The organism is Mesorhizobium sp. CA5 (assembly GCF_020165105.1).
GTDB lineage: Bacteria > Pseudomonadota > Alphaproteobacteria > Rhizobiales > Rhizobiaceae > Mesorhizobium.
In genome coordinates this window covers 127,399-148,936 of sequence record NZ_JAIUHJ010000001.1, presented here as the reverse complement: position 1 = coordinate 148,936, position 21,538 = coordinate 127,399, and the positions used below count along the sequence as shown (strand labels likewise).

General features: G+C 64.2%; 23 protein-coding genes and 1 tRNA gene. 8 read left to right on the top strand and 16 right to left on the bottom strand.

The genetic code is table 11. From position 1 onward, the window contains the following. Positions 1 to 15 precede the first annotated feature (15 nt). A tRNA-Pro gene (locus LB529_RS00830) sits at positions 16 to 92 on the top strand. A gap of 65 nt (positions 93 to 157) precedes the next feature. Next, a complete protein-coding gene (locus LB529_RS00825; RefSeq protein WP_141245331.1) occupies positions 158 to 880 on the top strand; it encodes a hypothetical protein in 723 nt (240 codons plus the stop codon). A 16-nt stretch (positions 881 to 896) separates the two neighbouring features. Here the strand turns inward: LB529_RS00825 and LB529_RS00820 are convergent, their stop codons facing one another. The 5 genes from LB529_RS00820 to LB529_RS00800 all read right to left on the bottom strand — a co-directional run bounded on the left by LB529_RS00820 (position 897) and on the right by LB529_RS00800 (position 4,490). Further along, entirely contained in the window at positions 897 to 1,280 is a 384-nt protein-coding gene (locus LB529_RS00820) for a type II toxin-antitoxin system VapC family toxin (RefSeq protein WP_140846093.1), read from the bottom strand. Beyond that, the gene (locus LB529_RS00815; protein ID WP_140846092.1) at positions 1,277 to 1,534 is read right to left on the bottom strand and encodes a type II toxin-antitoxin system Phd/YefM family antitoxin; all 258 of its coding nucleotides are present in this window, start codon (positions 1,532 to 1,534) and stop codon (positions 1,277 to 1,279) included. The genes LB529_RS00820 and LB529_RS00815 overlap by 4 nt, the downstream gene beginning before the upstream one ends. A gap of 473 nt (positions 1,535 to 2,007) precedes the next feature. Continuing rightward, on the bottom strand, positions 2,008 to 2,712 hold the full coding sequence (gene hdaA, locus LB529_RS00810) for a DnaA regulatory inactivator HdaA (protein ID WP_224709890.1): 705 nt from the start codon (positions 2,710 to 2,712) through the stop codon (positions 2,008 to 2,010). A 1-nt stretch (position 2,713) separates the two neighbouring features. After that, positions 2,714 to 3,961, bottom strand: coding sequence for an AI-2E family transporter (locus tag LB529_RS00805; RefSeq protein ID WP_411909027.1), 1,248 nt, complete (start codon positions 3,959 to 3,961; stop codon positions 2,714 to 2,716). After that, positions 3,873 to 4,490, bottom strand: a complete 618-nt coding sequence (locus LB529_RS00800; protein ID WP_224709889.1) for a CDP-alcohol phosphatidyltransferase family protein — start codon at positions 4,488 to 4,490, stop codon at positions 3,873 to 3,875. The genes LB529_RS00805 and LB529_RS00800 overlap by 89 nt, the downstream gene beginning before the upstream one ends. Before the next feature lie 377 nt (positions 4,491 to 4,867). Here LB529_RS00800 and purM point away from each other — a divergent pair, with 377 nt between their 5' ends. From purM to LB529_RS00785, 3 genes are read left to right on the top strand one after another with little or no spacing between them, the layout of a single operon-like run. Further along, complete coding sequence (gene purM, locus LB529_RS00795; RefSeq protein ID WP_095767195.1) at positions 4,868 to 5,947, top strand: phosphoribosylformylglycinamidine cyclo-ligase; 1,080 nt, start codon at positions 4,868 to 4,870, stop codon at positions 5,945 to 5,947. Further along, positions 5,944 to 6,651 carry a phosphoribosylglycinamide formyltransferase gene (gene purN, locus LB529_RS00790; protein ID WP_224709888.1) on the top strand — a complete coding sequence of 236 codons (708 nt, stop codon included), beginning with the start codon at positions 5,944 to 5,946 and terminating at the stop codon, positions 6,649 to 6,651. The genes purM and purN overlap by 4 nt, the downstream gene beginning before the upstream one ends. Before the next feature lie 8 nt (positions 6,652 to 6,659). Then, positions 6,660 to 7,175, top strand: coding sequence for a SixA phosphatase family protein (locus LB529_RS00785; RefSeq protein WP_140846086.1), 516 nt, complete (start codon positions 6,660 to 6,662; stop codon positions 7,173 to 7,175). Between the two features lie 70 nt (positions 7,176 to 7,245). Here LB529_RS00785 and LB529_RS00780 read toward each other — a convergent pair whose 3' ends face one another. The 3 genes from LB529_RS00780 to LB529_RS00770 form a co-directional block, all read right to left on the bottom strand. Beyond that, positions 7,246 to 7,494, bottom strand: a complete 249-nt coding sequence (locus LB529_RS00780) for a DUF680 domain-containing protein (RefSeq protein WP_140846085.1) — start codon at positions 7,492 to 7,494, stop codon at positions 7,246 to 7,248. Between the two features lie 273 nt (positions 7,495 to 7,767). Beyond that, positions 7,768 to 7,974, bottom strand: coding sequence for a DUF680 domain-containing protein (locus tag LB529_RS00775; RefSeq protein ID WP_095767086.1), 207 nt, complete (start codon positions 7,972 to 7,974; stop codon positions 7,768 to 7,770). A 56-nt stretch (positions 7,975 to 8,030) separates the two neighbouring features. After that, on the bottom strand, positions 8,031 to 8,270 hold the full coding sequence (locus tag LB529_RS00770) for a DUF680 domain-containing protein (protein WP_095767085.1): 240 nt from the start codon (positions 8,268 to 8,270) through the stop codon (positions 8,031 to 8,033). Between the two features lie 480 nt (positions 8,271 to 8,750). On the opposite strand from LB529_RS00770, the gene LB529_RS00765 reads away from it, so the two are divergent. Together LB529_RS00765 and LB529_RS00760 are read left to right on the top strand one after the other, a co-directional pair. Continuing rightward, a complete protein-coding gene (locus LB529_RS00765) occupies positions 8,751 to 9,428 on the top strand; it encodes a response regulator (RefSeq protein ID WP_224709887.1) in 678 nt (225 codons plus the stop codon). Continuing rightward, positions 9,425 to 10,792: a sensor histidine kinase gene (locus LB529_RS00760; protein ID WP_224544016.1), complete on the top strand. Its 1,368-nt coding sequence runs from the start codon at positions 9,425 to 9,427 to the stop codon at positions 10,790 to 10,792. The genes LB529_RS00765 and LB529_RS00760 overlap by 4 nt, the downstream gene beginning before the upstream one ends. 315 nt (positions 10,793 to 11,107) lie before the next feature. Here LB529_RS00760 and LB529_RS00755 read toward each other — a convergent pair whose 3' ends face one another. From LB529_RS00755 to LB529_RS00730, 6 genes are all read right to left on the bottom strand, one after another. Further along, positions 11,108 to 11,398 (bottom strand): type II toxin-antitoxin system ParD family antitoxin, encoded by a 291-nt coding sequence (locus LB529_RS00755; protein WP_140846080.1) that lies wholly within the window; start codon positions 11,396 to 11,398, stop codon positions 11,108 to 11,110. Positions 11,399 to 11,498: 100 nt separating this feature from the next. Continuing rightward, on the bottom strand, positions 11,499 to 12,374 hold the full coding sequence (locus LB529_RS00750; protein ID WP_140846079.1) for an ABC transporter permease: 876 nt from the start codon (positions 12,372 to 12,374) through the stop codon (positions 11,499 to 11,501). A gap of 13 nt (positions 12,375 to 12,387) precedes the next feature. Continuing rightward, positions 12,388 to 13,242, bottom strand: a complete 855-nt coding sequence (locus LB529_RS00745) for an ABC transporter ATP-binding protein (protein WP_095767079.1) — start codon at positions 13,240 to 13,242, stop codon at positions 12,388 to 12,390. Positions 13,243 to 13,401: 159 nt separating this feature from the next. Next, the gene (locus LB529_RS00740; RefSeq protein ID WP_224638422.1) at positions 13,402 to 14,361 is read right to left on the bottom strand and encodes an ABC transporter substrate-binding protein; all 960 of its coding nucleotides are present in this window, start codon (positions 14,359 to 14,361) and stop codon (positions 13,402 to 13,404) included. 218 nt (positions 14,362 to 14,579) lie between these two features. After that, positions 14,580 to 15,356: a 4-hydroxy-tetrahydrodipicolinate reductase gene (dapB, locus tag LB529_RS00735; protein ID WP_224633188.1), complete on the bottom strand. Its 777-nt coding sequence runs from the start codon at positions 15,354 to 15,356 to the stop codon at positions 14,580 to 14,582. 195 nt (positions 15,357 to 15,551) lie between these two features. Next, positions 15,552 to 17,039: a winged helix-turn-helix domain-containing tetratricopeptide repeat protein gene (locus tag LB529_RS00730; RefSeq protein WP_224709886.1), complete on the bottom strand. Its 1,488-nt coding sequence runs from the start codon at positions 17,037 to 17,039 to the stop codon at positions 15,552 to 15,554. Between the two features lie 170 nt (positions 17,040 to 17,209). Here LB529_RS00730 and LB529_RS00725 point away from each other — a divergent pair, with 170 nt between their 5' ends. Continuing rightward, positions 17,210 to 17,422 carry a hypothetical protein gene (locus LB529_RS00725; RefSeq protein ID WP_224709885.1) on the top strand — a complete coding sequence of 71 codons (213 nt, stop codon included), beginning with the start codon at positions 17,210 to 17,212 and terminating at the stop codon, positions 17,420 to 17,422. A gap of 32 nt (positions 17,423 to 17,454) precedes the next feature. Here LB529_RS00725 and LB529_RS00720 read toward each other — a convergent pair whose 3' ends face one another. Both LB529_RS00720 and LB529_RS00715 read right to left on the bottom strand, forming a co-directional pair. Further along, positions 17,455 to 19,560, bottom strand: a complete 2,106-nt coding sequence (locus LB529_RS00720) for a molybdopterin oxidoreductase family protein (RefSeq protein WP_224709884.1) — start codon at positions 19,558 to 19,560, stop codon at positions 17,455 to 17,457. 84 nt (positions 19,561 to 19,644) lie between these two features. Then, positions 19,645 to 21,522, bottom strand: coding sequence for an ABC-F family ATP-binding cassette domain-containing protein (locus tag LB529_RS00715; protein ID WP_224709883.1), 1,878 nt, complete (start codon positions 21,520 to 21,522; stop codon positions 19,645 to 19,647). Positions 21,523 to 21,538 lie beyond the last annotated feature (16 nt).

The following is a 21,538-nucleotide window of genomic DNA, read 5'->3' as shown; positions in this document are numbered from 1 at the left end:
TACGCCGCGAGACGTCGGAGTGTAGCGCAGCCTGGTAGCGCACCTGATTTGGGATCAGGGGGTCGCGTGTTCGAATCACGCCACTCCGACCATCATTTCCTTCCCGGAAAGAACCAAGCCGGTCCCGCCCCGGCATCTGGCCAGAGGGGGCTCTCATTTGGCAGCCGTGGTCGTGGCGATCCTCGACAGGGACAATTGGGACGCCAACACAGACATCATCGTCGTCGTGGATGGCGCCAGGCGGCGGCTGACATGGGTGCCGCGCGACTTGTGGTCTCCCCTCATAAGCGACCGCATCAACGCGGCTTTCACCATCGGTGGCGGAAGCTTGCTGCTCGATGCGCTTGCTGAACTGGGATTTGCGGCGCAGAGTGCGATCTGCCTCAGGCGTGGCGCAAGCGAAGCCGCGCTTGCCGAAGCCAGCGTCAGGGTGCCGATCCCCGCGCCACTCGATTTCTGGTATCCACTGACACCGACAAGCCGCATCGAAGACGGGCGCCAACAGGTTTCCTTCCGCCCGCCCGCCGAAACGCTAAGGGGCGCCCGTCTTCATCAGTGGATCGGCGCCCGCAGCATGGTCAACGGACAGGGAAGCGACTTCCACCGCATGCGGCGCCAGATCGTGTTCCTGCGCGCGCTCATCGCCCAGGATTTCGATTTCTGCCTTTTGCTGAAGGATCCGGAACTGGTGCGGATCAGCGGCGGCGATCCGCTCTCCCTGCTTGCCCGCGTCTCAACCAGCTGGCGCATGCGGGTGCATGACTGGGTGGACGACGCCGTCATCGACGGCAAGATGGTCCTAGTCCCGCGCAAGCCGAAGCCATGGTGGCGGCGGCAACTGCGCCGGCTACGGGACAGGCTCAAGGGAAAGCCGACCTAGCCCATTTCCGGATCGCTCAAATCGCGCCTTCGACATCCGTCTTGGAGAAATCCTCGCCGACATAGAGCAGCCGGCAAGCGCGGTCCTTCGCCACCTCATAAGCGAAGCAGTCGCCGAAGTTGAGCGCCGCGGGGTGGATGCCTTTGCCCCATCGTGCGTAAGCCTCGGCAACACGCCGAGCCGCGCCTTCCGTGACTGGCGCAATCTCGAAGCCGAGCCCGTCGAGCAGGGATTGCACTTCCTCGGCCACGCCGCGTCGTGCGGCAACAATCAGGAGCTCGGCTACGGTTCCGGCCGATATCAGAAGTTCGTCTTCCGTTTCAAGCGTAGCGATACAGGCGTCCGCCGCCGGCTCGTCGAGGACGATGGCGATCAAGGCCGAGGTATCGACCGCGATCATTCCGGCAGGCCGTCATCGCCATAGAGGAAATCCTGGCTGCGCGCCGCAGGCGGGCCGGCACTGGCTTTCGCGGCGCCGGAGGCCCGGACGGCCTGCAGCAGGCTCCGGCGGTGCTTCCGGTCCGGCGCGGACCGTACCGGGACGAGACGCACGGCCGCGTGACCGTGGCGGGTCAGGATAATCTCATCTCCAGCCTCGGCGCGCCTCACCAGTTCGGTCAGTTGCCCCTTGGCGTCTGTCACGGATATCTGCATGACAACCCTATATGGACCATGATTTGGTCCATTAAATAGACCATTTGATAGTCTAGCTCAAGGCCGCAGTTCGGAGGAACGGTAAACCCGCCGGGCGAGAACCCCAACACCTCGAGCCCGGCGAGCCTACAACCCGATCAGGAACGCGACCGGGACCGGGATCAACCGGCATTGTCTGCCTTGCAAGAGCGATGCCGGAAAGGCTGTTCCGAAATGGGACGGCTAGGCCGCTGGCTCCCACGGGTTGATCACGGAACACACCGGCTGTGGCTTGAATAATCCCTCGCTTCCAACTTTGTCGCCGGTGGAACAACCGGCCGAGCAAGAGACCGGGTGGCGTCGCGCGGTCGCGGTCCCCCAGCCTGATGTTTTTCGTCCTTGTCGCCGCCTGTTACATCGCGGCGCACAGGCGTGTATCTTCTGGCCCAGCATCTGACCGGGCTATGGGCGTAACCGCCGGGCGCTATCGGTGGCTAAATATCGAACTCGCCCTGCCCTTCGTCCATGGCGCTCACGGTCTCGGCGGCCAAGGCGCGGGTGATCGGCGTCTTGCGTTCGAGTGCGGCGCGGTCGAGGCGCTCGACGACGCGCATGGCGGTCGCGAGCGAGCGCTCGATGCGACGCACCAGATATTGCACCACATGCGGCTCGACCTCGACCTGGCGGTCGGCGAAGAGCTTGGTGATGACGCCGGCGAGCAAAAGGTCGTCGGGCTCGTGGATCTCGACCGTCGACGCCGCCTTCAGCCGCGAGATGAGATCGGGCAGCGCGACGCGCCAGGCGGAGGGGAAACGCCGCGCCGTCAAAAGCAGCGTCGAGCCCGCGCCGCGCACGGCGTTGATCAGGTGGAACAGGCCCTGCTCGTCGATCGCCGCCTTGTCGATGTCGTCGATGAGCGCCGGCCTGCTGCCGAGCCCGGCAATGTGCTCGCCGATCCGGCCGGGATCGATGGCGACGGCATGCGTCCGATCCTGCCAGATCCGGGCGAGGTGCGTCTTGCCCGAGCCGGGCGGCCCGGCCAGCACGACCACCGGCGACGGCCAGTCCGGCCAGCGGTCGATCAGCGATGCCGCTTGAGCATTGGTGCCCGAGACGACGAGCTCGTCGCGCGAATAGCCGGTGCCGTGGCCGAGATCGAGCGGCAGCTGGCGCGGCGGGTCGGCTGACTGAGCCGTCATTTCAGCCCCGCGTCGAGCGATGGCCGCCGCCGCGGTCGGCCGGCAATTGCGGCGCGGGCAGTGTGCCGTTGCCCTTGTAAAGCGGCGATTCCAGATAACGGGCGATGGCGAAGCGCACCAGCACGGCAATCGCCGCCGAGGCCGGCACGGCAATCAAAAGGCCGACGAAGCCGAACAGCGCGCCGAAGGCAAACAGCGCGAACATCAGCCACACCGGATGCAGGCCGACGCTCTTTCCGACCAGCCGCGGCTGCAGGATGTTGCCCTCGATGAACTGGCCGACGAAGAACACGCAGGCCACGGCGACCACCATGGTCCAGTCCGGCCAGAACTGGACGAAGGCGACGCCGACGGCGAGCACCAGCCCGGTCAAAGAGCCGACATAGGGGATGAAGGAGATCAGCCCGGCGAAGAAGCCGATGAGGATGGCGAAGTTCAGGCCGGTCAGCGTCAGGCCCGTGGCATACATGGCGCCGAGCACCAGGCAAAGCGTGCCCTGCCCGCGTACGAAGCCGGCAGTGGCGGTGTTGATGTCGCGGGCAAGCGCGCGCACCGTCTCGACATGATCGCGCGGCACCCAGCCGTCGACCTCGGCCACCATGCGGTCCCAGTCGAGCAGCATGTAGAAGGCGACGACCGGGGTGACGACGAACAGGCTCACCACCGAGACCAGCGCCACGCCGGAGCTCCAGATCGAGGTGAAGACGGTGGTGAGCAGGCTGAAGCCGGAGGTGAGCAGCGAATTCAGCCCGTCGCGCAGACCGGCGGCGTTGACGCCGAAACGCTGCTCCAGCCATTTCGGGTCGAAACTGGTGATCAGCGATTGCAGGCGGGTGAGATATTCCGGCAGCTTGCGGGCGAAATCGGCCATCTGGGTGGCCAGCACCGGCACCAGGATAACCAAGGCCAGCACCACCACGACGATGAAGGCAATCAGGATCACCACGGTCGCCATCAGGCGCGAGAGGCCGAGCCGCTGCAGCCAGTCGGCGACCGGGTCGAGGAAATAGGCGAGCACCATGCCGGCGACGAAAGGCAGGAGGATGCCCGAGAAAATGTAGAGGAACAGCGCCAGCAGGACCGCCGTCGCCAGCCAGAAGAAGACCTGGCGGCGAAGCCCGCCCGAGCTGTCGTCGGCCTCAATCACCGCGGCTTCGCCGTCAGGCGCCCGTGTTGGAGCCGCCCGATTTGCCGATGCCCGACTTGATGTCGCCGGTTTGGGAGTTGCTCGTTCGGGAGCCTTCGCCATAGCCGCTCATATGCCTTAGCCAGGCCACGAGATAGGCTGCGGCCGAAGCCACGGTCAAGACCCCGGTCAGCAATATGAGTGCGGTCCGCAACGGGTCCAGGTGCACGGCAAAGGCAAGTTCGCCCAGCACAAGCGCCGCCAGCACGATCTGCGCGGCGGTGTTGGCCTTCGACACGAAGAGCGGCTTGACCTCGACCGGATGGCTCATCACGCTGGACAAGAGCACGGCGCAGACGATGAGCCCGTCGCGCGAGACCACGGTCACCACCAGCCAAAGCGGCAGTTCGCCGGCAAAACCCATGACGACGAAGACCGAGACCAGCAGAAGCTTGTCGGCGATCGGATCGAGATAGGCGCCGAGGCTGGACGACTGGTTCCAGCGACGCGCGATAAAGCCATCGACGCCGTCGGAGATGCCGGCAACGAGAAATCCGGCAAAGGCCAAGTCCCAACGCGCCTGCAGCATGGCAAGCACCACCGCGGGCACGAGCAGCAGCCGCATGATCGTGATCATGTTGGGAAGGGTCACGTGAGATCCCGTCGCGATTTTTATTGGAGAATAGATGAGGGAGATACGTAAATTGGGCAAGGGAGGAGCGGCGCTGAAGCTGCCGATCTCCCCTTGCGGGGGGAGATGCCTGGCAAGTCAGAGGGGGTGCTGTCCCTGGGCATCTCGGAGTTCTTCTTTCGCCGTGTCGGCAGAACTATTGCCGACGCTGATGTTCCTTCACACCCCCTCTGTCCTGCCGGACATCTCCCCCGCAAGGGGGGAGATTGGCCGCCATCTCGGCCTTCGCCAATCGCCTGCTCACTTTCCAAGCTTTTGTCGGCAGAAACGACCGTCATCCTTGCTCCCCGAAACCATTCATGCGAAGAGCCGGCAATGGAAACGAGGACGAGCCGACGATGAGCAAGGGCGACAAGGCCGAGCGCAAAAACGGGCTCACCTACGCCGAGGCTGGCGTCGACATCGATGCCGGCAATCTGATGGTCGAGAAGATCAAGCCGCTGGTGCGCGCCACGCGCCGGCCGGGCGCCGATGGCGAGATCGGCGGCTTCGGCGGACTGTTCGACCTGAAGGCCGCCGGCTTCACCGATCCGGTGCTGGTCGCGGCCAATGACGGTGTGGGCACCAAGCTCAAGATCGCCATCGATGCCGGCAAGCACGACACGATCGGCATCGATCTCGTCGCCATGTGCGTCAACGACATCGTCGTGCAGGGCGCCGAGCCTTTGTTCTTCCTCGACTATTTCGCCACCGGCAAGCTCGACCCGGACCAGGGCGCTTCAATCGTCGGCGGCATCGCGCAAGGTTGCCGGCAGGCCGGCTGCGCGCTGATCGGCGGCGAGACCGCCGAGATGCCGGGCATGTATCACGACAAGGATTACGACCTTGCGGGCTTCGCCGTGGGCGCCGCCGAGCGCGGCCAGCTGCTGCCGACCGACGACATTGTCGAAGGCGACGTGCTGCTCGGCCTTGCCTCGTCCGGCCTGCACTCCAACGGCTTTTCGCTGGTGCGCCGGATCGTCGCCGCGAGCGGCCTTAGCTGGAGCGATGCGGCGCCATTCAACGAGGAGCTCAGCCTCGCCGAGGCGCTGCTCGAGCCAACACGCATCTATGTGAAGTCGATCCTGAAAGCGATCCGCAACACGCATGGCATCAAGGCGCTGGCCCATATCACCGGCGGCGGTTTCCCGGAAAACATTCCGCGCGTTTTGCCCAAGGATTTTTCCGCCGAGCTCGACCTCGAAGCTATCGACGTGCCGCCGGTGTTCTCGTGGCTGGCCAAGACCGGCGGCGTCGCGCCGGAAGAGATGATGCGCACCTTCAACTGCGGCATCGGCATGATCCTCGCCGTCGCCTCCGGCCAGGCGGCGCAGGTCGCGGCGGTGCTGCAGGAAGCCGGCGAGACGGTGACACCGATTGGCCGCATCGTCCCGCGCCGCGACGCCGGCGTTATCTATCGGGGCTCGATCGGCCTATGAGCAGGAAACGAACGGTCGTCCTGATCTCGGGACGGGGCTCCAACATGACGGCGCTGATCGCGGCCGCCGCCGATCCAACCTATCCGGCAGAAATCGTCGGCGTCATTTCCGACCGCGCCAACGCGGCCGGCCTCGGCATCGCCCAGTCGCGCGGCATCGCCATCAAGGTCATCCAGCGCGCCGACCATCCGAGCAAGGATGCCTATGACGCCGCGCTCGACGCCGCGCTTGTCGGCTTCGGCGCCGACATCGTAGCCCTTGCCGGCTATATGCGGATCCTCGGCCGCGGCCTGGTCGAGAAATGGCAGGGGCGCATGGTCAACATCCACCCTGCCCTGCTGCCGGCCTTCAAGGGTCTGGACACGCATGCGCGGGCCATCCGCGCCGGTGTTCGCATCCATGGCTGCTCGGTGCATTTCGTCACGCCCGAGATGGATGACGGCCCGATCATCGCGCAGGCCGCCGTGCCGGTGATGGTCGGCGACAATGAGGACACGCTTGCCGCGCGCGTGCTGAAGGTGGAGCACCGGCTCTATCCGCTGGCGCTGGGTCTGGTCGCCGAAGGCAAGGCGCGCATGGAAAAGGGCCACACCGTGCTTGCCCATTTCGCCGACGACGCCGACAACGCCACCTCGGTGGTGATGGCGCCCGACCCGCTGCGCGAGGAGACCGACCTCGAGCAGCTGGCGCGGATCACGCCGTAGAGGCTGCAATGCCCCTGAGACAACTTCTTATCCTCCGCCACGCCAAGTCGAGTCGGGACGATCCCAAGCTTGAGGATTTCGACCGGCCGCTAGCCGCGCGCGGCTTAAAGACGGCGCCGCTGATGGGGCGGGAGCTTGCCCAGCGCGGTTGGCTGCCGGATCTGGCGCTGGTGTCGCCGGCGCTGCGCACGCGCGATACCTGGCGGCTGGTTGCGGCCGAACTCCCGAAGAACGTGCCGGCGCAATTCGCCGACGAACTCTACGAGGCGGCTGCCGGTGCGATCCTGGCGCGCGTGCGGCAGGCCAAGGCAGCGAGCCTGATAGTGATCGGCCACAATCCCGGCCTGCAGCACTTTGTGTTGCGGCTGGCCGGCCCCGGAACGGATGAGAGCGTTTTCAAGAAGATCGAAGCGAAGTTTCCGACGGCAGCTCTTGTCCGGTTCACGCTGGACAAGGATTGGGCCGATCTCGACTTCCGTGGCGCCCGACTGACGCATTTTGTTCGGCCGAAGGATTTGACGTAGCCCGAAGCCTGGCGGCCCATAAGCAAGGCGGCGGGCAAGCCCGCCGCCTTCAATATTTTCAAAGACGAGCTCAATTGCCCCAGTTATCCGATGGCGGACCCGGCCAATCCGCAGCGCCGGTCGCGCCAGTCTTCATCTCGGTATCGACCTTCGGGGCCGGCTTGACTGTGTTGTGCTTCGGGATCGAAGCCGTGACGCTGGTGTCGGAGCCAACGGTGGCTGCCTGGTTGACGCCATCGGCGCCGTAGTGGTCGCTGCCGGCGAAGGCGGAGCCCATCGCGAGAAGCATTGCGACAGTGGTGAGAGCGATCCTGGTCATTTCGGTTTTCCTTGTCCGTTTGGTTTCGTCGGGCGATGGCCTTGGGAGGATGGCCCCGCTGCCGAAAAGACCCGCGGCGGCCTGGGTTTATTCCCGGCGCGTTCGCTTTTCAGCTGCCATGGCAGTGTCGGATCGGACTTCGCTCAGAAAAAGGCGAACGATTACAAATGCTTGTGATGACAAATACTTGTGATGCGATTCAAACGGCGTTAGCCGGCTGCAGAAAAACAGAGCGGCGGGACAAGCCCGCCGCCTGCTTTTTTCCGGGTCGGATCAGTGGTTGCCGAACAGGTTGTGATCGGTGCCCTGCACCACCGGCCTTCGGACATCCGCGTCCGACTTCGCGATCGAGGTCGTCACAGTCCGGTCGATGGTGACAGCCGGCTGTTTGGCATTGGCCGCTCCGTAATTGTCCGAGCTGGCGAAAGCGGCGCCCGTGGCGACAAGCAGGGCGACGGCGGTAAGAGCGATCTTGGTCATTTGAGTTACTCCAGATTTGAAGGTTATTGGTTGAAGCGGGTTAGGAGGCGCGCTGGCTAGCGGCCCCAGATGCCTTGGCCCGACTGCGGCTGGTTCTGATCAGGTGTGATGTGGAACTCGCGCTGCTCGAACTTGTCGAGCTTGCGGATCGAACCGGTGACGGTGTTGTCGACGTTGCCCGCGGGGGCCGTTACGGCCGGCTGGTTGACATTGTCGGAACCGTAGTGGTCGCTGCCAGCGAAAGCGCTGCCCGTGGCAATGAGGAAAGCAGCGGCGGCAAAAGCAATCTTGTTCATTTCAGATACTCCAGATTTCAAAAGTCGTGTCCGTCTAGTGGCGTGCCGTAATGGAAATTCGCGTCGCTCGGACCACCCCGAAATGGGTCGGCCCTGTTGCCATTTCCAATCACAAAAAATTGTGAACTGAACCGTTCGGTTCGATCTTGGAATTAGGTGAACTACGCAGCGGCCACATTCTTGTCGTTTGATATCAAACGGTTACGGGGGTCATCGCGCGGTGCGGCACCTGGATAACAGGTCCGGTGTTGACCCTGGCAATACGAACCGTCAACATTAGTTGAACCGAACGGTTCGGTTTTATCGCTTGCGCAACCGAACAGGTGGCTCGGCAGGCACCATGACCGGGGTGGCGGTCGCCGAGAAACCACGTTTGCCTTGCGCGCGGATCGATACTATCGGTTGCCTCGGGACCAATTTGGACGCCGCCTGCCGCCCTTTGGCGAAGGTCGACGCCGTTGGGAGGAACAGCGACGAACGATGCGGCTGCTGCTTGTCGAGGACAATCGCGAACTGGCCGATTGGCTGAGCAAGACGCTGCGCCAGGCGAGCTATGTCGTCGACGTCGTGCATGACGGCGGGGATGTCGAGCATGCTTTAGCCGCCGGGGATCACGCTTTGATCATCCTCGACCTTGCCCTGCCCCGCATGGGCGGCATGGAGGTGCTGAAAAGGCTGCGGGCGCGTGGCAACCCGGTGCCGGTTATCGTGCTTACCGCCAATGCCAGCCTTGACGGCCGGGTCAAGGGCCTCAACGAAGGCGCCGACGACTATCTGGCGAAACCATTTCAGATCGAGGAGCTGGAAGCGCGCATCCGCGTGCAGCTGCGCCGCGCCAACGATCGCACCGCGCCGGTCGTTTCCTGCGGCGATCTCACCTTTGATACCAACACCAGGCTGTTCTCGCTTGCCGGCGCGACGCTGTCGCTGACGCCGCGTGAGCACGCGGTGCTGGAACAGCTCGTCGTCAAGGCCGGTCGCACGGTGAGCAAGGCGGCGCTCTCGACCGCGATCTACGACTTCGACACCGACGCCGACCCCAGCGCCATCGAGATCTATGTGCACAGGCTGCGCAAGAAGCTTGAGGGATCGCGCGTCCAGATCGCCACCTTGCGCGGCCTGGGCTACCTGTTGCGCCACGACGATCCGGCGCCATGAAAATCGACAGGCTCCGGTTCGGCAGCCTTCGCCTGCAGTTGCTGGCCTGGGTGGTGCTGCCGCTGGCTGGGCTCGCCGCCATCAATCTGTGGACCAGCCAGCGCAACGCGCTGGCGACGGCAGACCTCGTCACCGATCGCATGCTGGTCGGCTCGGCACGCGCCATCGCCGAGCAGGTGGCGATGGCCGACGGCGCGCTCGACGCTACCGTGCCGCCGGCGGCGATCGAGATGTTCGACACCGGCGACCGCGACAGCGTCTATTATCGCGTCGAGACCGCCGGCGGGCGGCTGCTGAGCGGCTATCCGGACCTGCCCGAGGCGCCGGATCGCGGCAGCGTCGAAGCCACCTACCGCGATCACCCGCTGCGCCTGGCAACGCTCAGCCATGCCGTGATCGGCGCCGGCAGCGATTCGCCGATCAAGGTCACGGTCGGCGTCACGCTTGCCGGACATGACGCCATGGTCAAGCGCCTGTGGCTCAGCGCCTTCGCCCAGCAGCTTGCCTTGGTGGCCATTGCCGGCGTGTTCGTGCTGCTTGGCCTGCGCCGCGGCCTGGCGCCGCTGATCCGGCTGCGCGATGCCGTGCGCTCGCGAAGCCGCAGCGATCTCGATCCGGTCGAGGTCCCGGGCGCGCAGAGCGAGATCCGGCCGCTGATCGAGGCGCTCAACGCCTATATGGAGCGCGTGCGGGCGCAAATGGCGGCGCAGCGACGCTTCATCGCCAATGCCGCGCACCAGTTGCGCACGCCGCTGGCGCTCTTGTCGACGCAGGCAAGCTATGCCTTGCGGGAAACCGTGTCCGATCGGCGCCAGGAGGCGCTGGTCGCGTTGCAAGCGAGTTCCGGCAGGCTGGCGCGGCTCGCTGAACAATTGCTCACGCTTTCGCGCGCCGAGCCCGGCAGCCGGCGGCCACGCGCCGACCGCATCGACCTCACCGAGGCCGCCCGCCATGTGCTGGAAGCGCAGGCACCGGTGGCGATCAAGCGCGACATCGACCTCGGCCTCGAGGAGAACGGACCGGTGGCGGTGATCGGCGACGGCACGATGCTGCGCGAGATGATCGTCAATCTGGTCGACAACGCGCTGCGCTACACGCCGGCTGGCGGCGCGGTGACTGTCAGGCTGGCGATGGTCGATCGCGAGGGCGTGCTGACGGTGGCCGATACCGGCCCCGGCATTCCGGCCGAGGAGCGGGAGCATGTCTTCGAACGCTTCTACCGCCTCGCCGGCTCGGCAGAGGAAGGCAGCGGGCTCGGCTTGGCAATCGTGCGCGAGGTGGTCGAGAATGCCGGCGGCAGCGTCACTGTGGGCGACGCCGCCGCGGGCGGGCTCAAAGTCGAGGTCCGGCTGCCGCTGGCCTAAGGCCTACCTCAATGTTCGGACTCTTCGTCCGGCAATTCGAGCGTACGACCCGAATAAAGAATCCGGAGGATGACCACTTTGTCATCCACGATTTCGAACGCGATCGTTGCGCGTCGGCGCCATCCTACCGTGCGCAAACCCGGTGCGATTTCGTCATGACGCGTGCCCCGCTCCGGAAAATTTCAAAGTCGAGACAATAGTCGACAATGCGCCCGACAAAACGCAAAGCAGTTGCCACGCCAGCCTTTGGCGCGAGCTCGCTCAGCAACTCGGCAATGTCCCGCTCGGCGGCAGCATGGAACCTGACCTGATATTTCATGCACCGGAGCGCGGTTTGGCGGCGATCGCGTTGATGTGCTCAGAGAGATTGCGGCGCAGCTGTTCGGCCGTCAAAAGCTTCTCAGGATGGGCGCGCGCATCCTGCATCGTCGGCACGACTGCCTCGCGCAGCCAGCGTTCAATCGCCGCGTCACGGGCAGCCAACGTACGCAGGCCATCACGGATGACTTCGCTCTCGGTGGCGTATTCGCCTGAGGCAACTTTATTTTTCACCATCTGCGCCATCTCGAGCGGCAGTGTGATCGTCAGGGGCTGGGAGTTTCGCATGGCTCGTCTCCTCGATACCCCTCAGTATAGCACAGGGCGGGTGACTTTGTCATACACTAGGTGAAGCCGCACACCAGACATGATGATGTGCGGTGATTGCTCAGGTCCCCTGCTCGTTGAACGGCGCCGGGCGCCACTTCACCACATAGTTCTCGAAGCGGGTGATGATGAACTCCACCACCAGCGCCATCACCGCCAGGATGATCATGGCGGCGAAGACGCCATTGGCGTTGAAGGCGCCCTGCGCGGTGGAGATCAAAAGGCCCATGCCCTGCTTGGCGCCGAGGAACTCGCCGACGACCGCGCCGACAAGGGCGAAGCCGAAGCTGACATGCAGACTGGCGAGGATCCAGCTCATCGCCGAAGGAATGATGACCGAGGTGGTGATCTGGAACGGCGAGGCGCCGAGGATCTGGGCGTTGGCAATCATCGCCCTGTCGGCCTCGCGCACACCCTGGAAGGCGTTGGCGAAGACGACGAAGAACACCATGACGACGGCCAGCGCCACTTTGGAAGCCATGCCCAACCCGAGCGCGATGATGAACACCGAGCCGAGCACCACGCGCGGCACGGAGTTCGCGATCTTGATATAGATCGAGAACACATCGGCCAGCAGCTTGTTGCGACCAAGGATGATGCCCGCCACGATGCCGCCGACGGCGCCGATAGCGAAGCCGAGGAAGGTTTCCTCCAGCGTCACATAGATCTGCAGCCAGAGCGGCCCCTGCGAGGTGCCCTCGGTGATCCAGGACCAGATCTGTTCCCAGATGCCCGACGGGCTGGAGAAGAAGAACGGGTCGATGATGTTGTAGTCGGCGCAGAGTTCCCAAAGGCCTAGGAAGACGACGAGGATCGCGAGGCGCAGGCCGATGACCAGAGCATGGCGTTTGCGCAGTCGTGCCCTCGCCTGCGCTTCCGCGGCGACGATCGAGGTGGCGCGGGCTGCGGCCTGATCGGTTGGAGAGATGGCGGTCATGGCAAGTCTCCTTTCAATGGCTCGCTTGCAAGCCACGGCTTTGGCCGAGCTGCACTTCCTCACGCAGATCGTTCCAGATCACCTTGGCAATCTCGATGAATTTCGGGTCGTAGCGAATGTCGGACATGACGCGCGGGCGCGGCAGGTCGATGTGGTAGACGCTCTTCACCGTGCCCGGACCGGCTGTGAGCACATAGACCTTGTCGGCCAGCGCCACCGCTTCCTCGAGGTCATGCGTGACGAAAACGACGGATGATTTCAGCCCCGACCAGAGGTCCAGCAATTCGTCCTGCATTGCGGTGCGGGTCTGCATGTCGAGCGCGCTGAAGGGCTCGTCCATCAACAGGATCTTGGGCTGGTTGATGAAGGTCTGGGCAAGCGCCGCGCGCTTGCGCATGCCGCCCGAAAGCTGGTGCGGATAGTGCTTCTCGAACCGCGAAAGGCCGACCCGGCCGATCCAGTCGCGCGCCTTCTCGTAGGCTTCTTTCTTCGGCGTGCCGCGGAAGAGCGGACCGGCGGCGACATTGTCGAGGACGCTGCGCCACGGAAACAGCGCGTCGGCCTGGAAGACGAAGCCGATATCCCGGCTGATGTCGGTGACCGGATTGCCCATGACGCGGACATTGCCGGTGGTCGGACGCAACAGGCCGGTGACGAGGTTGAGCGTCGTCGACTTGCCGCAGCCGGTCGGGCCGACGACGCAGGCGAACTCGCCGCGCGCCACCGTCATGGTGAAATCGCGGATCGCCGTCATCATGTGGCCGTCCGGCGTGACGAAGCGCAGCGTCACATCGTCGATGGCTATCGCGGCGTCAGCCGGCGGCGCGGCGGGAGACAGTTTCTCCGCCGCCATGGTCTGCGATTGCATGGCACACTCCTGTTGTGGTGGTGCGGGATGGCGCGATCCGGGCCCGCGGGCCTGCTCGCCGGCATCCGGAAACACGGCCGCCGAATTGATTCAGGCGGCCGACGCAAGCTCTTGCTTTTCAAGGGCGGACGGGGTCCGTCCGCCCTCGCCCGCCGGCGCTTACTTCGCCGCGTCGACGAACTCGGTCGTGTAGGTCTTCGATAGGTCGATCTGCTTGCCCTGCAGGCTCTTCGAGAAGGTCGACAGAACCTTCAGCACGGTCTGCGGTCCATCGGCCGGCATGCGGCCATCCGGCGTGAACATCGCCTTGCCGCCTGCCAGGCCCTGAACATAGAGGTCCTTGCTGCCGGCATAATAGTCCTTCGGCATCTTGTCGGCGATCTCCTCGGCCGAATGGCCGGCGATGAACTTCATCGTCTTGACGAAGGCGTTGGCGAGCTTCTGCGCCTCGTCCTTGTGACCTTCGAGCCAGCTCGACTGGACGTAGAACGAGGCAGCCGGGTAGTCGCCGCCGAGCGCCGCCTTGGTCTTTTCGGGCGTGCGCATGTCGACCAGGACCTTGGCCTCGCCGGTCTGGAGCAATTTGGCGATGGTCGGCTCGGTGGTCATGCCGGCCTGGATCTGGTCCTGCTTGACGGCGGCGATGAAAGTGTTGCCGGCGCCGACGGGAAGCAGCGTGTAGTCGCCCGGCTTGAGGCCGCTGCGAACCGCGAGATACTGCGTCAGGAAATCGGTCGAGGAGCCGAGGCCGGTGACGCCGAGCGTCGCGCCCTTGAAGTCGGCCGGCGACTTGATTTCCGGGTGCTTGGCCGAGACCAGCTCGACCTCGCCCGGCGCCTGGCTGAACTGCACGATCGACTGGATGTATTTGCCCTTCGACTGCAGGTCGACGGTGTGATCGTAGAAGCCGACGACGCCCTGCACGGCGCCGGCCAGCAACTCATTCTCGGCCTCGACGCCCGCGCGGGAGTTCACCAACTCCACGTCCAGCCCCTCATCCTTGAAGTAGCCGAGTTGCTGGGTGAGCACGGCCGGCAGATAGATCTGCTTTTCCATGCCGCCGACGATGATGGTGATCTTGTCGGCTGCCGATGCCGTCGATGCGCCAGCGCCAACCATGGCAAGCGTCAGCGCCACTGAACGCAGGGCGCGTTTAGAGATGAAACGGGTCACTAGTCTTCCTCCACTGGGCGGCGCGCCGCGCCGCATTCCTCCTGTCGGCCGCTCCCAGGCCGTTCATGTGGCGACCGCCACAAAACTGTCATGGCATGGCCAAGCTTTCAGCTGGCTTTCAGCCGTTTTAGCAGCCGTGGAATGGAGTCCGGCGGGGTTACCGGTCACAAGGCAGTGAAGCCCAGCACATCGCGCATGTCGTATTCGCCGGGCGGCCGTCCGGCGACCCAGAGCGCAGCCGCGATGGCGCCGCGGGCGAACATCGAGCGGTCGCCGGCGGCATGCGAAAGCGTGAGCCTCTCGCCGTCGCTCAGGAAGCTGACGCTGTGCTCGCCGACGATGCTGCCGCCGCGCATAACGGCAAAGCCGATCTCGCCGGCATTGCGCGGACCAACGAGGCCATCGCGGGCGCGTCTCGCCACATCGTCCAGCACGACGCCACGTCCTCGCGCGGCCGCCTCGCCCAGCATCAGCGCCGTGCCCGACGGCGCATCGACCTTCATGCGATGATGCGCTTCAAAAATTTCGATGTCGCAGTCGTCGGCGGCAAGCGCCCTTGCCGCCTGCTCGGCCAGGCCGGTCAGCATGTTGAGCCCGAGCGAGTAGCTGCCGGAGCGCATGATGGCGACTTTCTTCGCGGCGTCGGCAATCGCCGCCAGTTCCGAGGCGCTGAAGCCGGTCGAACCGATTACCAGCGCCGGACCGCCGCGCGCCGCGCAGGCCTTGGCCAGTTCGGCGGAAGCCGCGGGCATGGTGAAGTCGACGACCACATCGGCAAGCGCCAGCGCTTCGTCGCGCTCGACCTGCCCCTCGCCCATGCTGCCCGGTCGATGGAAGCGCGCGACGAGCTGCAGCCGCGGATCGGCCGCGACGGCTTCCGCCATCTGCCGGCTCATGCGGCCGAGCGCGCCGGCGATGGCTATCCTGAGCGGCTGCGGCATGGCGGTCCTGTCGAAAACTGAGTCGGAACAATCCTCTAGCACGCCGCCTTGGCAAATTGATTCAAACGACTGCAGGCCACGGCAAACGGGGCGAGACGAGAGCGAACTGTACACGAATGTGAAGGCGGCCGCGGACGAGATCAAGACGCTGGACGCGCAGGCGGCGAAGTAGCAAGGCTACGGGCCGCGACGGCGCTATTGCGCCTTGTCAACATGATCGAGGATCGCGCGATAGCGCCCGCATATGGCGGCATCCTGGTAGAAATCCACTTCGGTATCGATGATCTGGTCGAGGCTTAGTCCGCGATAATGCGCCTTTACCTTTGCCAGGACCTCTTGCGCTTGCCTGATTTCGCCGAGTTCGGAATGGCAGATGACAAGACGGATGAGCGACCACGGTGTTACAGTCGCCATTTTCGCGTAGCAGACGACTGCCTCGCGATATCGTCCGGCCGTCGTCAGAAGGACGCCACGGAAGTCGTCATACCATCCCACGGCGTATGGGTCGCGACGCTGGGCTTCGGCTATCTCATCAAGCCCCTCCTCCGGCCTGCCCGTGTGATTGAGGAAAATAGCGCGGATACTAAGAATGAATGGATCGTTCGGATTGAGCGCGACGGCCCGGTCAAGGCTGAATTCAGCCTGTTTGAACTGGCGCAGGTACAAGTGAGCGAAGCCGGTGGCGAGATGCCCATAGGCCTCGTCGGGATCAAGGTCCAACGCCGTTCTTGCGATCGCCAGTCCGGAATGCAAATGGCCGGGATTGTTGTAGTCCCAATAGTACTTGATCGACTCCACAAAGCTGAGCATGGCGTGGGCGGCAGCAAACTGCGGATCGAGCTTTGCCGCTTGGCGCAGAAATGGTTCCGCTTCGAGCACAGTGTCATAGACCGCGGCCAGTTGCAGCGCCCGCAGATAAAACTCATAGGCCGACATGTTGTTGGTCGGGCGGCCTCTGGCGCGCGACGAAATCGCGGTTCTGGCCTGCCGAGCCAGACGCGCCGCGATCATCCGGGCGATTTCATCCTGGATGGCGAAAATGTCGTCGAGTTCCCGGTCGTAGTGTTCGCCCCAGATATGAGCCATCGACGACGCATCGGTCAGCTGCACGGCGATCCGCACCCTGTTGCCGATCTTCCGCACGCTGCCTTCGACGACGTATTGGACGCCAAGCTTGCTCGCCACCTCCGCCGGATCATGCGCCTTGCCGCGGAACTGGAAGGAGGAGTTCCGCGCGATGACCAGAAACTCCTTATACTTGCCAAGCTCGGCGATGATGTCCTCGGTGATACCGTCGCTGAAATAATCCTGCTCCGGATCGCCGCTCATATTGTCGAAAGGAAGTATGGCGATGGACGGTCTGAACGACCGCGTAACATCCGCCTTAACCGCGAAGGGCCTGGGGCCTGCATATTTATAGCCGCGACCGTGCACGGTTGCGATAATCTCGGCAGACAGCAATTTTCGCAGCGCCGAAATGTGGACCTGCAGCGTATTCTCCTCCACCACCACGCCGGACCAGACCGCATCTAGAAGTTCGGTCTTGCCGATCACCTCGTCGGGTCTGTCGAGCAACATGGCGAGGATGTCGAAGGAACGCGCCGAAAGCTCCACCGGCCCTTTCGGGCCTAGCAACTGCCGTTCGGCTCGTCTCAAACGATAGTTCCCAAACTCCAAGTCCATTGGCCACCACCCTCGCGGGGAGGATAGTCCAAGATAACCCTGAAGGCGAACTTCAGGGCCGTTCGGGATTCTTCGCGTCAGGCAAATTCAGAGCCGTGCAGGTCTCTTCAGGTTCAAGCCAAGGACCTGCGTGGGAGGCAGCACCATTGTCGCCGTTACAGAAGGACATCATGGCTGACATCCTCACCACAGGCCCGATCATAGTCCGACGCCTTAAACTGCTGCGGCGAGGCTTTCCGAGGCTCGGCGCATCGCTCAATGCCATGTCCGGTTTGGTAGGCGACGCACTCAAGATGGCTTACGTGGATCCCTACGCCAGTCTTGATCGCGAATCGCGGGTCGTCCCGGACGATGATCTCGAAGGCCGAGATCCCACTTGGTGAGCCACCAAAGCAATCGCAGACCGCGAAGTGGGTCAAAGCGCCCTGAGCCACACCTTGTTGTCATGGACGGCGGCGCCGCCATAGGGCGCGGGCGCATCGGCGCCGGTCAGCACGTTGATGCCTTCGCCGCGCTCATGCGCGCTGTTCGGCCAGATGCCTTCGGCGATCACCACACCGCGCTTCACACCGTCGAAAAATTTTGCGTGCAGCACCACGTCGCCGCGCCGGTTGCCGACCTCGACGCGGCCGCCATCCTCGATGCCGAGCGCCACGGCATCTTCGGGATGGAGCAACAATTCGGGCCGGCCTTCCCTGGCCCTCGACACTGGCGTCTCGGCAAAAGTCGAGTTCAAAAAATTGCGCGCCGGCGAGGTCGCCAGCCGGAACGGATGCTCCTCGTCCGCGACCTCGATCAGTTCGACATGATCGGGGAATTCCGGCAGCCGTCCCAGCGGGCCGAACAGACCCATGCTTTTCGGCGGCCGGTTGGGCGCCGATTGCCCGGTCCAGTTGGGCCGGAAGTGGAACTTCTTATCGGCATGGCCGAAGCCGTTGATGAAATGCGCGTCGTCGAAGTCGGGCTGCAGGTCGACCCACTTCTCATCCTTCAGGCTATCGAAGCTGCCTAGCCCGCGCTTGCCGAGGATGATGTCGATATGCTCGCGCTCGGTCAGGCCGAAGCCCGGACGGTCGCCGACGCCGAGGCGCTTGGCGAGCTCCTCATTGACATAGTGGTTGGTTCGCGGCCCCTCCGGCGGCTCGATCAGCTTGGGGCCCAGCGTGATGTGCTGGTTGCCGCCGCCCTTGTAGATGTCGTCATGCTCCAGAAACATCGTCGCCGGCAGCACGACGTCGGCGAGCTTGGCCGTGTCGGTCATGAACTGCTCATGCACGCAGGTGAACAGATCCTCGCGCAGAAAACCCTTTCTCACCAGCCGCTGCTCCGGGGCGACATTGGCCGGATTGGTGTTCTGGATCAGCATCGCCGTCACCGGGGGACCGCCATAGAGCGCGTCGGCCGCGCCCGTCAGCACCGGGCCGATGCGCGAATGGTCGAGATAGCGCACCTTCGGGTCGCGCATCGCGGTGCCTTCCAGCACATCCTGGTTCAGCTGGAAGATGCCGGAGTTGGAGTGGAAGGCGCCGCCGCCCTCATACTGCCAGGCGCCAGTGACGGCGGCGATGCAGGAGACGGCATGCATGTTGACGGAGCCGTTGCGCTGGCGGGCAAAGCCGTAGCCGAGGCGGAAGTAGGTCTTCTTGGTCTTGCCGACGAGATGGGCGAATGCCTCGATCTCGGCGACGGATAGCCCGGTTATGGCGGCCGCCCATTCGGGTGTGCGCGTCCGCAAATGTTCTTCCAGCCCACGCGGATCATCGGTGTATTTCTCGAGATAGGCGCGGTCGGCCAGCCCGTCGCGGAACAGCACATGCATGACCGCGCAGGCGAGCGCGCCGTCGGTGCCGGGCTTCAGCACCAGGCCGAGATCGGCCTGCTTCATCGTGGCGTTGTCGTAGATGTCGATGACGACGATCTTGGCCCCACGCTCCTTGCGCGCCCTGGTCGCATGGGTCATCACGTTGACTTGGGTGACCACGGCATTGGTGCCCCAGATCACGACGCAGTCGGATTTCGCCATCTCGCGCGGATCGGGACCGCGCAGCGCGCCCGCTCCCATCATCCAGCCGGTCCAGGCGAGATTGGTGCAGATCGAGCCGAAGAAGCCCGAGTATTTCTTGGCGTGGCGCAGCCGCTGGATGCCGTCGCGCTGCACCAGCCCCATCGTGCCGGCGTAGAAATAAGGCCAGACCGTCTCCGAGCCGTATTTTTCTTCGGCTGCGATGAATTTTTGCGCCACGAGATCGAGGGCTGCTTCCCAGCTGGCTTCCTTCCAGGTGCCCTCGCCCTTGGCCCCGGCGCGCACCAGCGGCTTCAGCAGCCTATCGGGATGGTGGACGCGGTCGGCATAGCGCGCGACCTTGGCGCAGACGACACCCGCCGTATAGCTGTTCGCCTTGGCGCCGTGGACGCGGCCGATGCGGTTGTCATCGAGCAGCTCGACTTCGAGGGCGCAGGTGGAGGGGCAATCATGCGGGCAGGCCGAATGGCCGATCCGGAGCTTGGCGTGCTGGTTCATGCGGGGTGTGTAGCGGGTTTTAGGGACGAGGTGTAGGGCCAGATGGGCTCCCCCTTCTCCCCCTGCGGGAGAAGGGAAATCGCGCTAGTCCGCGATCCCTTCCTCATACTCCGCCGACATCGTCAGCCACTTGTCCTCGTTTTGCGCCAGCGTCTGCGCCAGTTGCGAGCGTTCCTTGGCGAGCTGCGTCGCGGTCGATGGGTCCTTTTCGTAGACCGCCGGATTGGCAAGCTCGTCCTCGATCAGGTCGATGCGCTTGCGGATGCGGTCCATGAGCGCCTCGGTGGCGCGGATTTCCTTGGCTAAAGGCTCTAGTGCCGCACGGCGCTGGGCCGCCTCGCGGCGGCGATCGGCCTTGGACGCCTTGTGCGCCTCCTTCTGCTCACGGCGGTTGGCGGAAACGCCGGTGACCAGCGTCTTATAATCCTCGAGGTCACCGTCATAGGGATTGACCGCGCCGTCCTTGACCAGCCACAGCCGGTCGGCCGTCGCCTCGAGCAGATGCCGATCGTGCGAGATCAGGATCACGGCGCCCGGAAAATCGTTCAGCGCATGGATCAGCGATTCACGGCTGTCGATGTCGAGGTGATTGGTGGGCTCGTCGAGGATGAACAGGTTCGGCCCCTCGAAGGCCGACAACCCCATCAACAGCCGCGCCTTCTCGCCGCCGGACAGATCCTTGGCTGCGGTGTTCATCTTCTCGGTGGTAAGCCCAAACTGGGCGACACGGCCGCGCACCTTCGATTCCGGCGCCTCCGGCATCAGCCTGCGAACATGCTCGTAGGCGTTTTCCTCAGGCCTGAGATCGTCGAGCTGGTGCTGGGCAAAGATCGCCACCTTCAGCCCAGGCGCTACCGTCATCGTGCCGGCCTCCTGCTTCAGCCGGCCGGACAGAAGCTTGGCGAAGGTCGACTTGCCGTTGCCGTTGGCGCCGAGCAGCGCGATGCGGTCATCGGCATCGATGCGCAAGGTCATCTTCTTCAGGATCGGCTCACCGGGCGTATAACCGACACTGACGTTGTTGAGCGCAACGATCGGCGATGCCACCGTCTTCACCGGCTCCGGAAACGAGAATGGCCGCACCGTGTCGTTCACGATCGCCGCGATCGGCTTCATCTTTTCCAGCGCCTTGATGCGCGACTGCGCCTGCCTGGCCTTGGAGGCCTTGGCGCGAAAACGCTCGACGAAGGATTCCATATGCTTGCGGGCGGCTTCCTGCTTGATGCGGCCCTTTTCCTGCTGTTCCCTTTGCTCGGTGTACTGGCGCTCGAACTGGTCGTAGCCGCCGCGCCAGAAGGTCAGCTTCTTCTGATCGAGATGGACGATCGAGTTGACGGCGCGATTGAGCAGGTCACGGTCGTGGGAGATCAGCAGAACCGTGTGCGGATATTTCGAGACGTAATTCTCCAGCCAGAGCGTGCCTTCGAGGTCGAGATAGTTGGTCGGCTCGTCGAGCAGCAGAAGGTCAGGCTCGGAAAACAGCACTGCGGCCAAAGCCACGCGCATGCGCCAGCCGCCCGAGAAGGAGGAGGCCGGGCGGCGCTGCGCCGCGTCGTCGAAGCCGAGGCCGGCAAGGATGGTGGCCGCGCGGGACTCGGCCGAGTGGGCGTCGATGTCGGCCAGCCGCATGTGGATGTCGGCAATGCGGTGCGCGTCGGTCGCCGTCTTTTCCTCTTCGAGCAGCGCGGTGCGCTCAATATCGGCCTTGAGCACGATGTCGATCAGCGGCTCCTCGGTGCCGGGCGCTTCCTGCGCCACCTGGCCGATGCGGGTGCTTTTCGGCAGGCTGATTAAACCGGTCTCCGAAGGGAAATCGCCGGTGATCGCCTTGAACAGCGTGGTCTTGCCGGTGCCGTTGCGGCCGACGAGGCCGGCCTTGGTGCCGGCCGGCAGCGTCAATGAAGCATGATCGAGAAGCAGCCGCCCCGCCATGCGCAGCGTAAGGTCGTTGATGATAAGCATGGCCGGCTTTTGCACG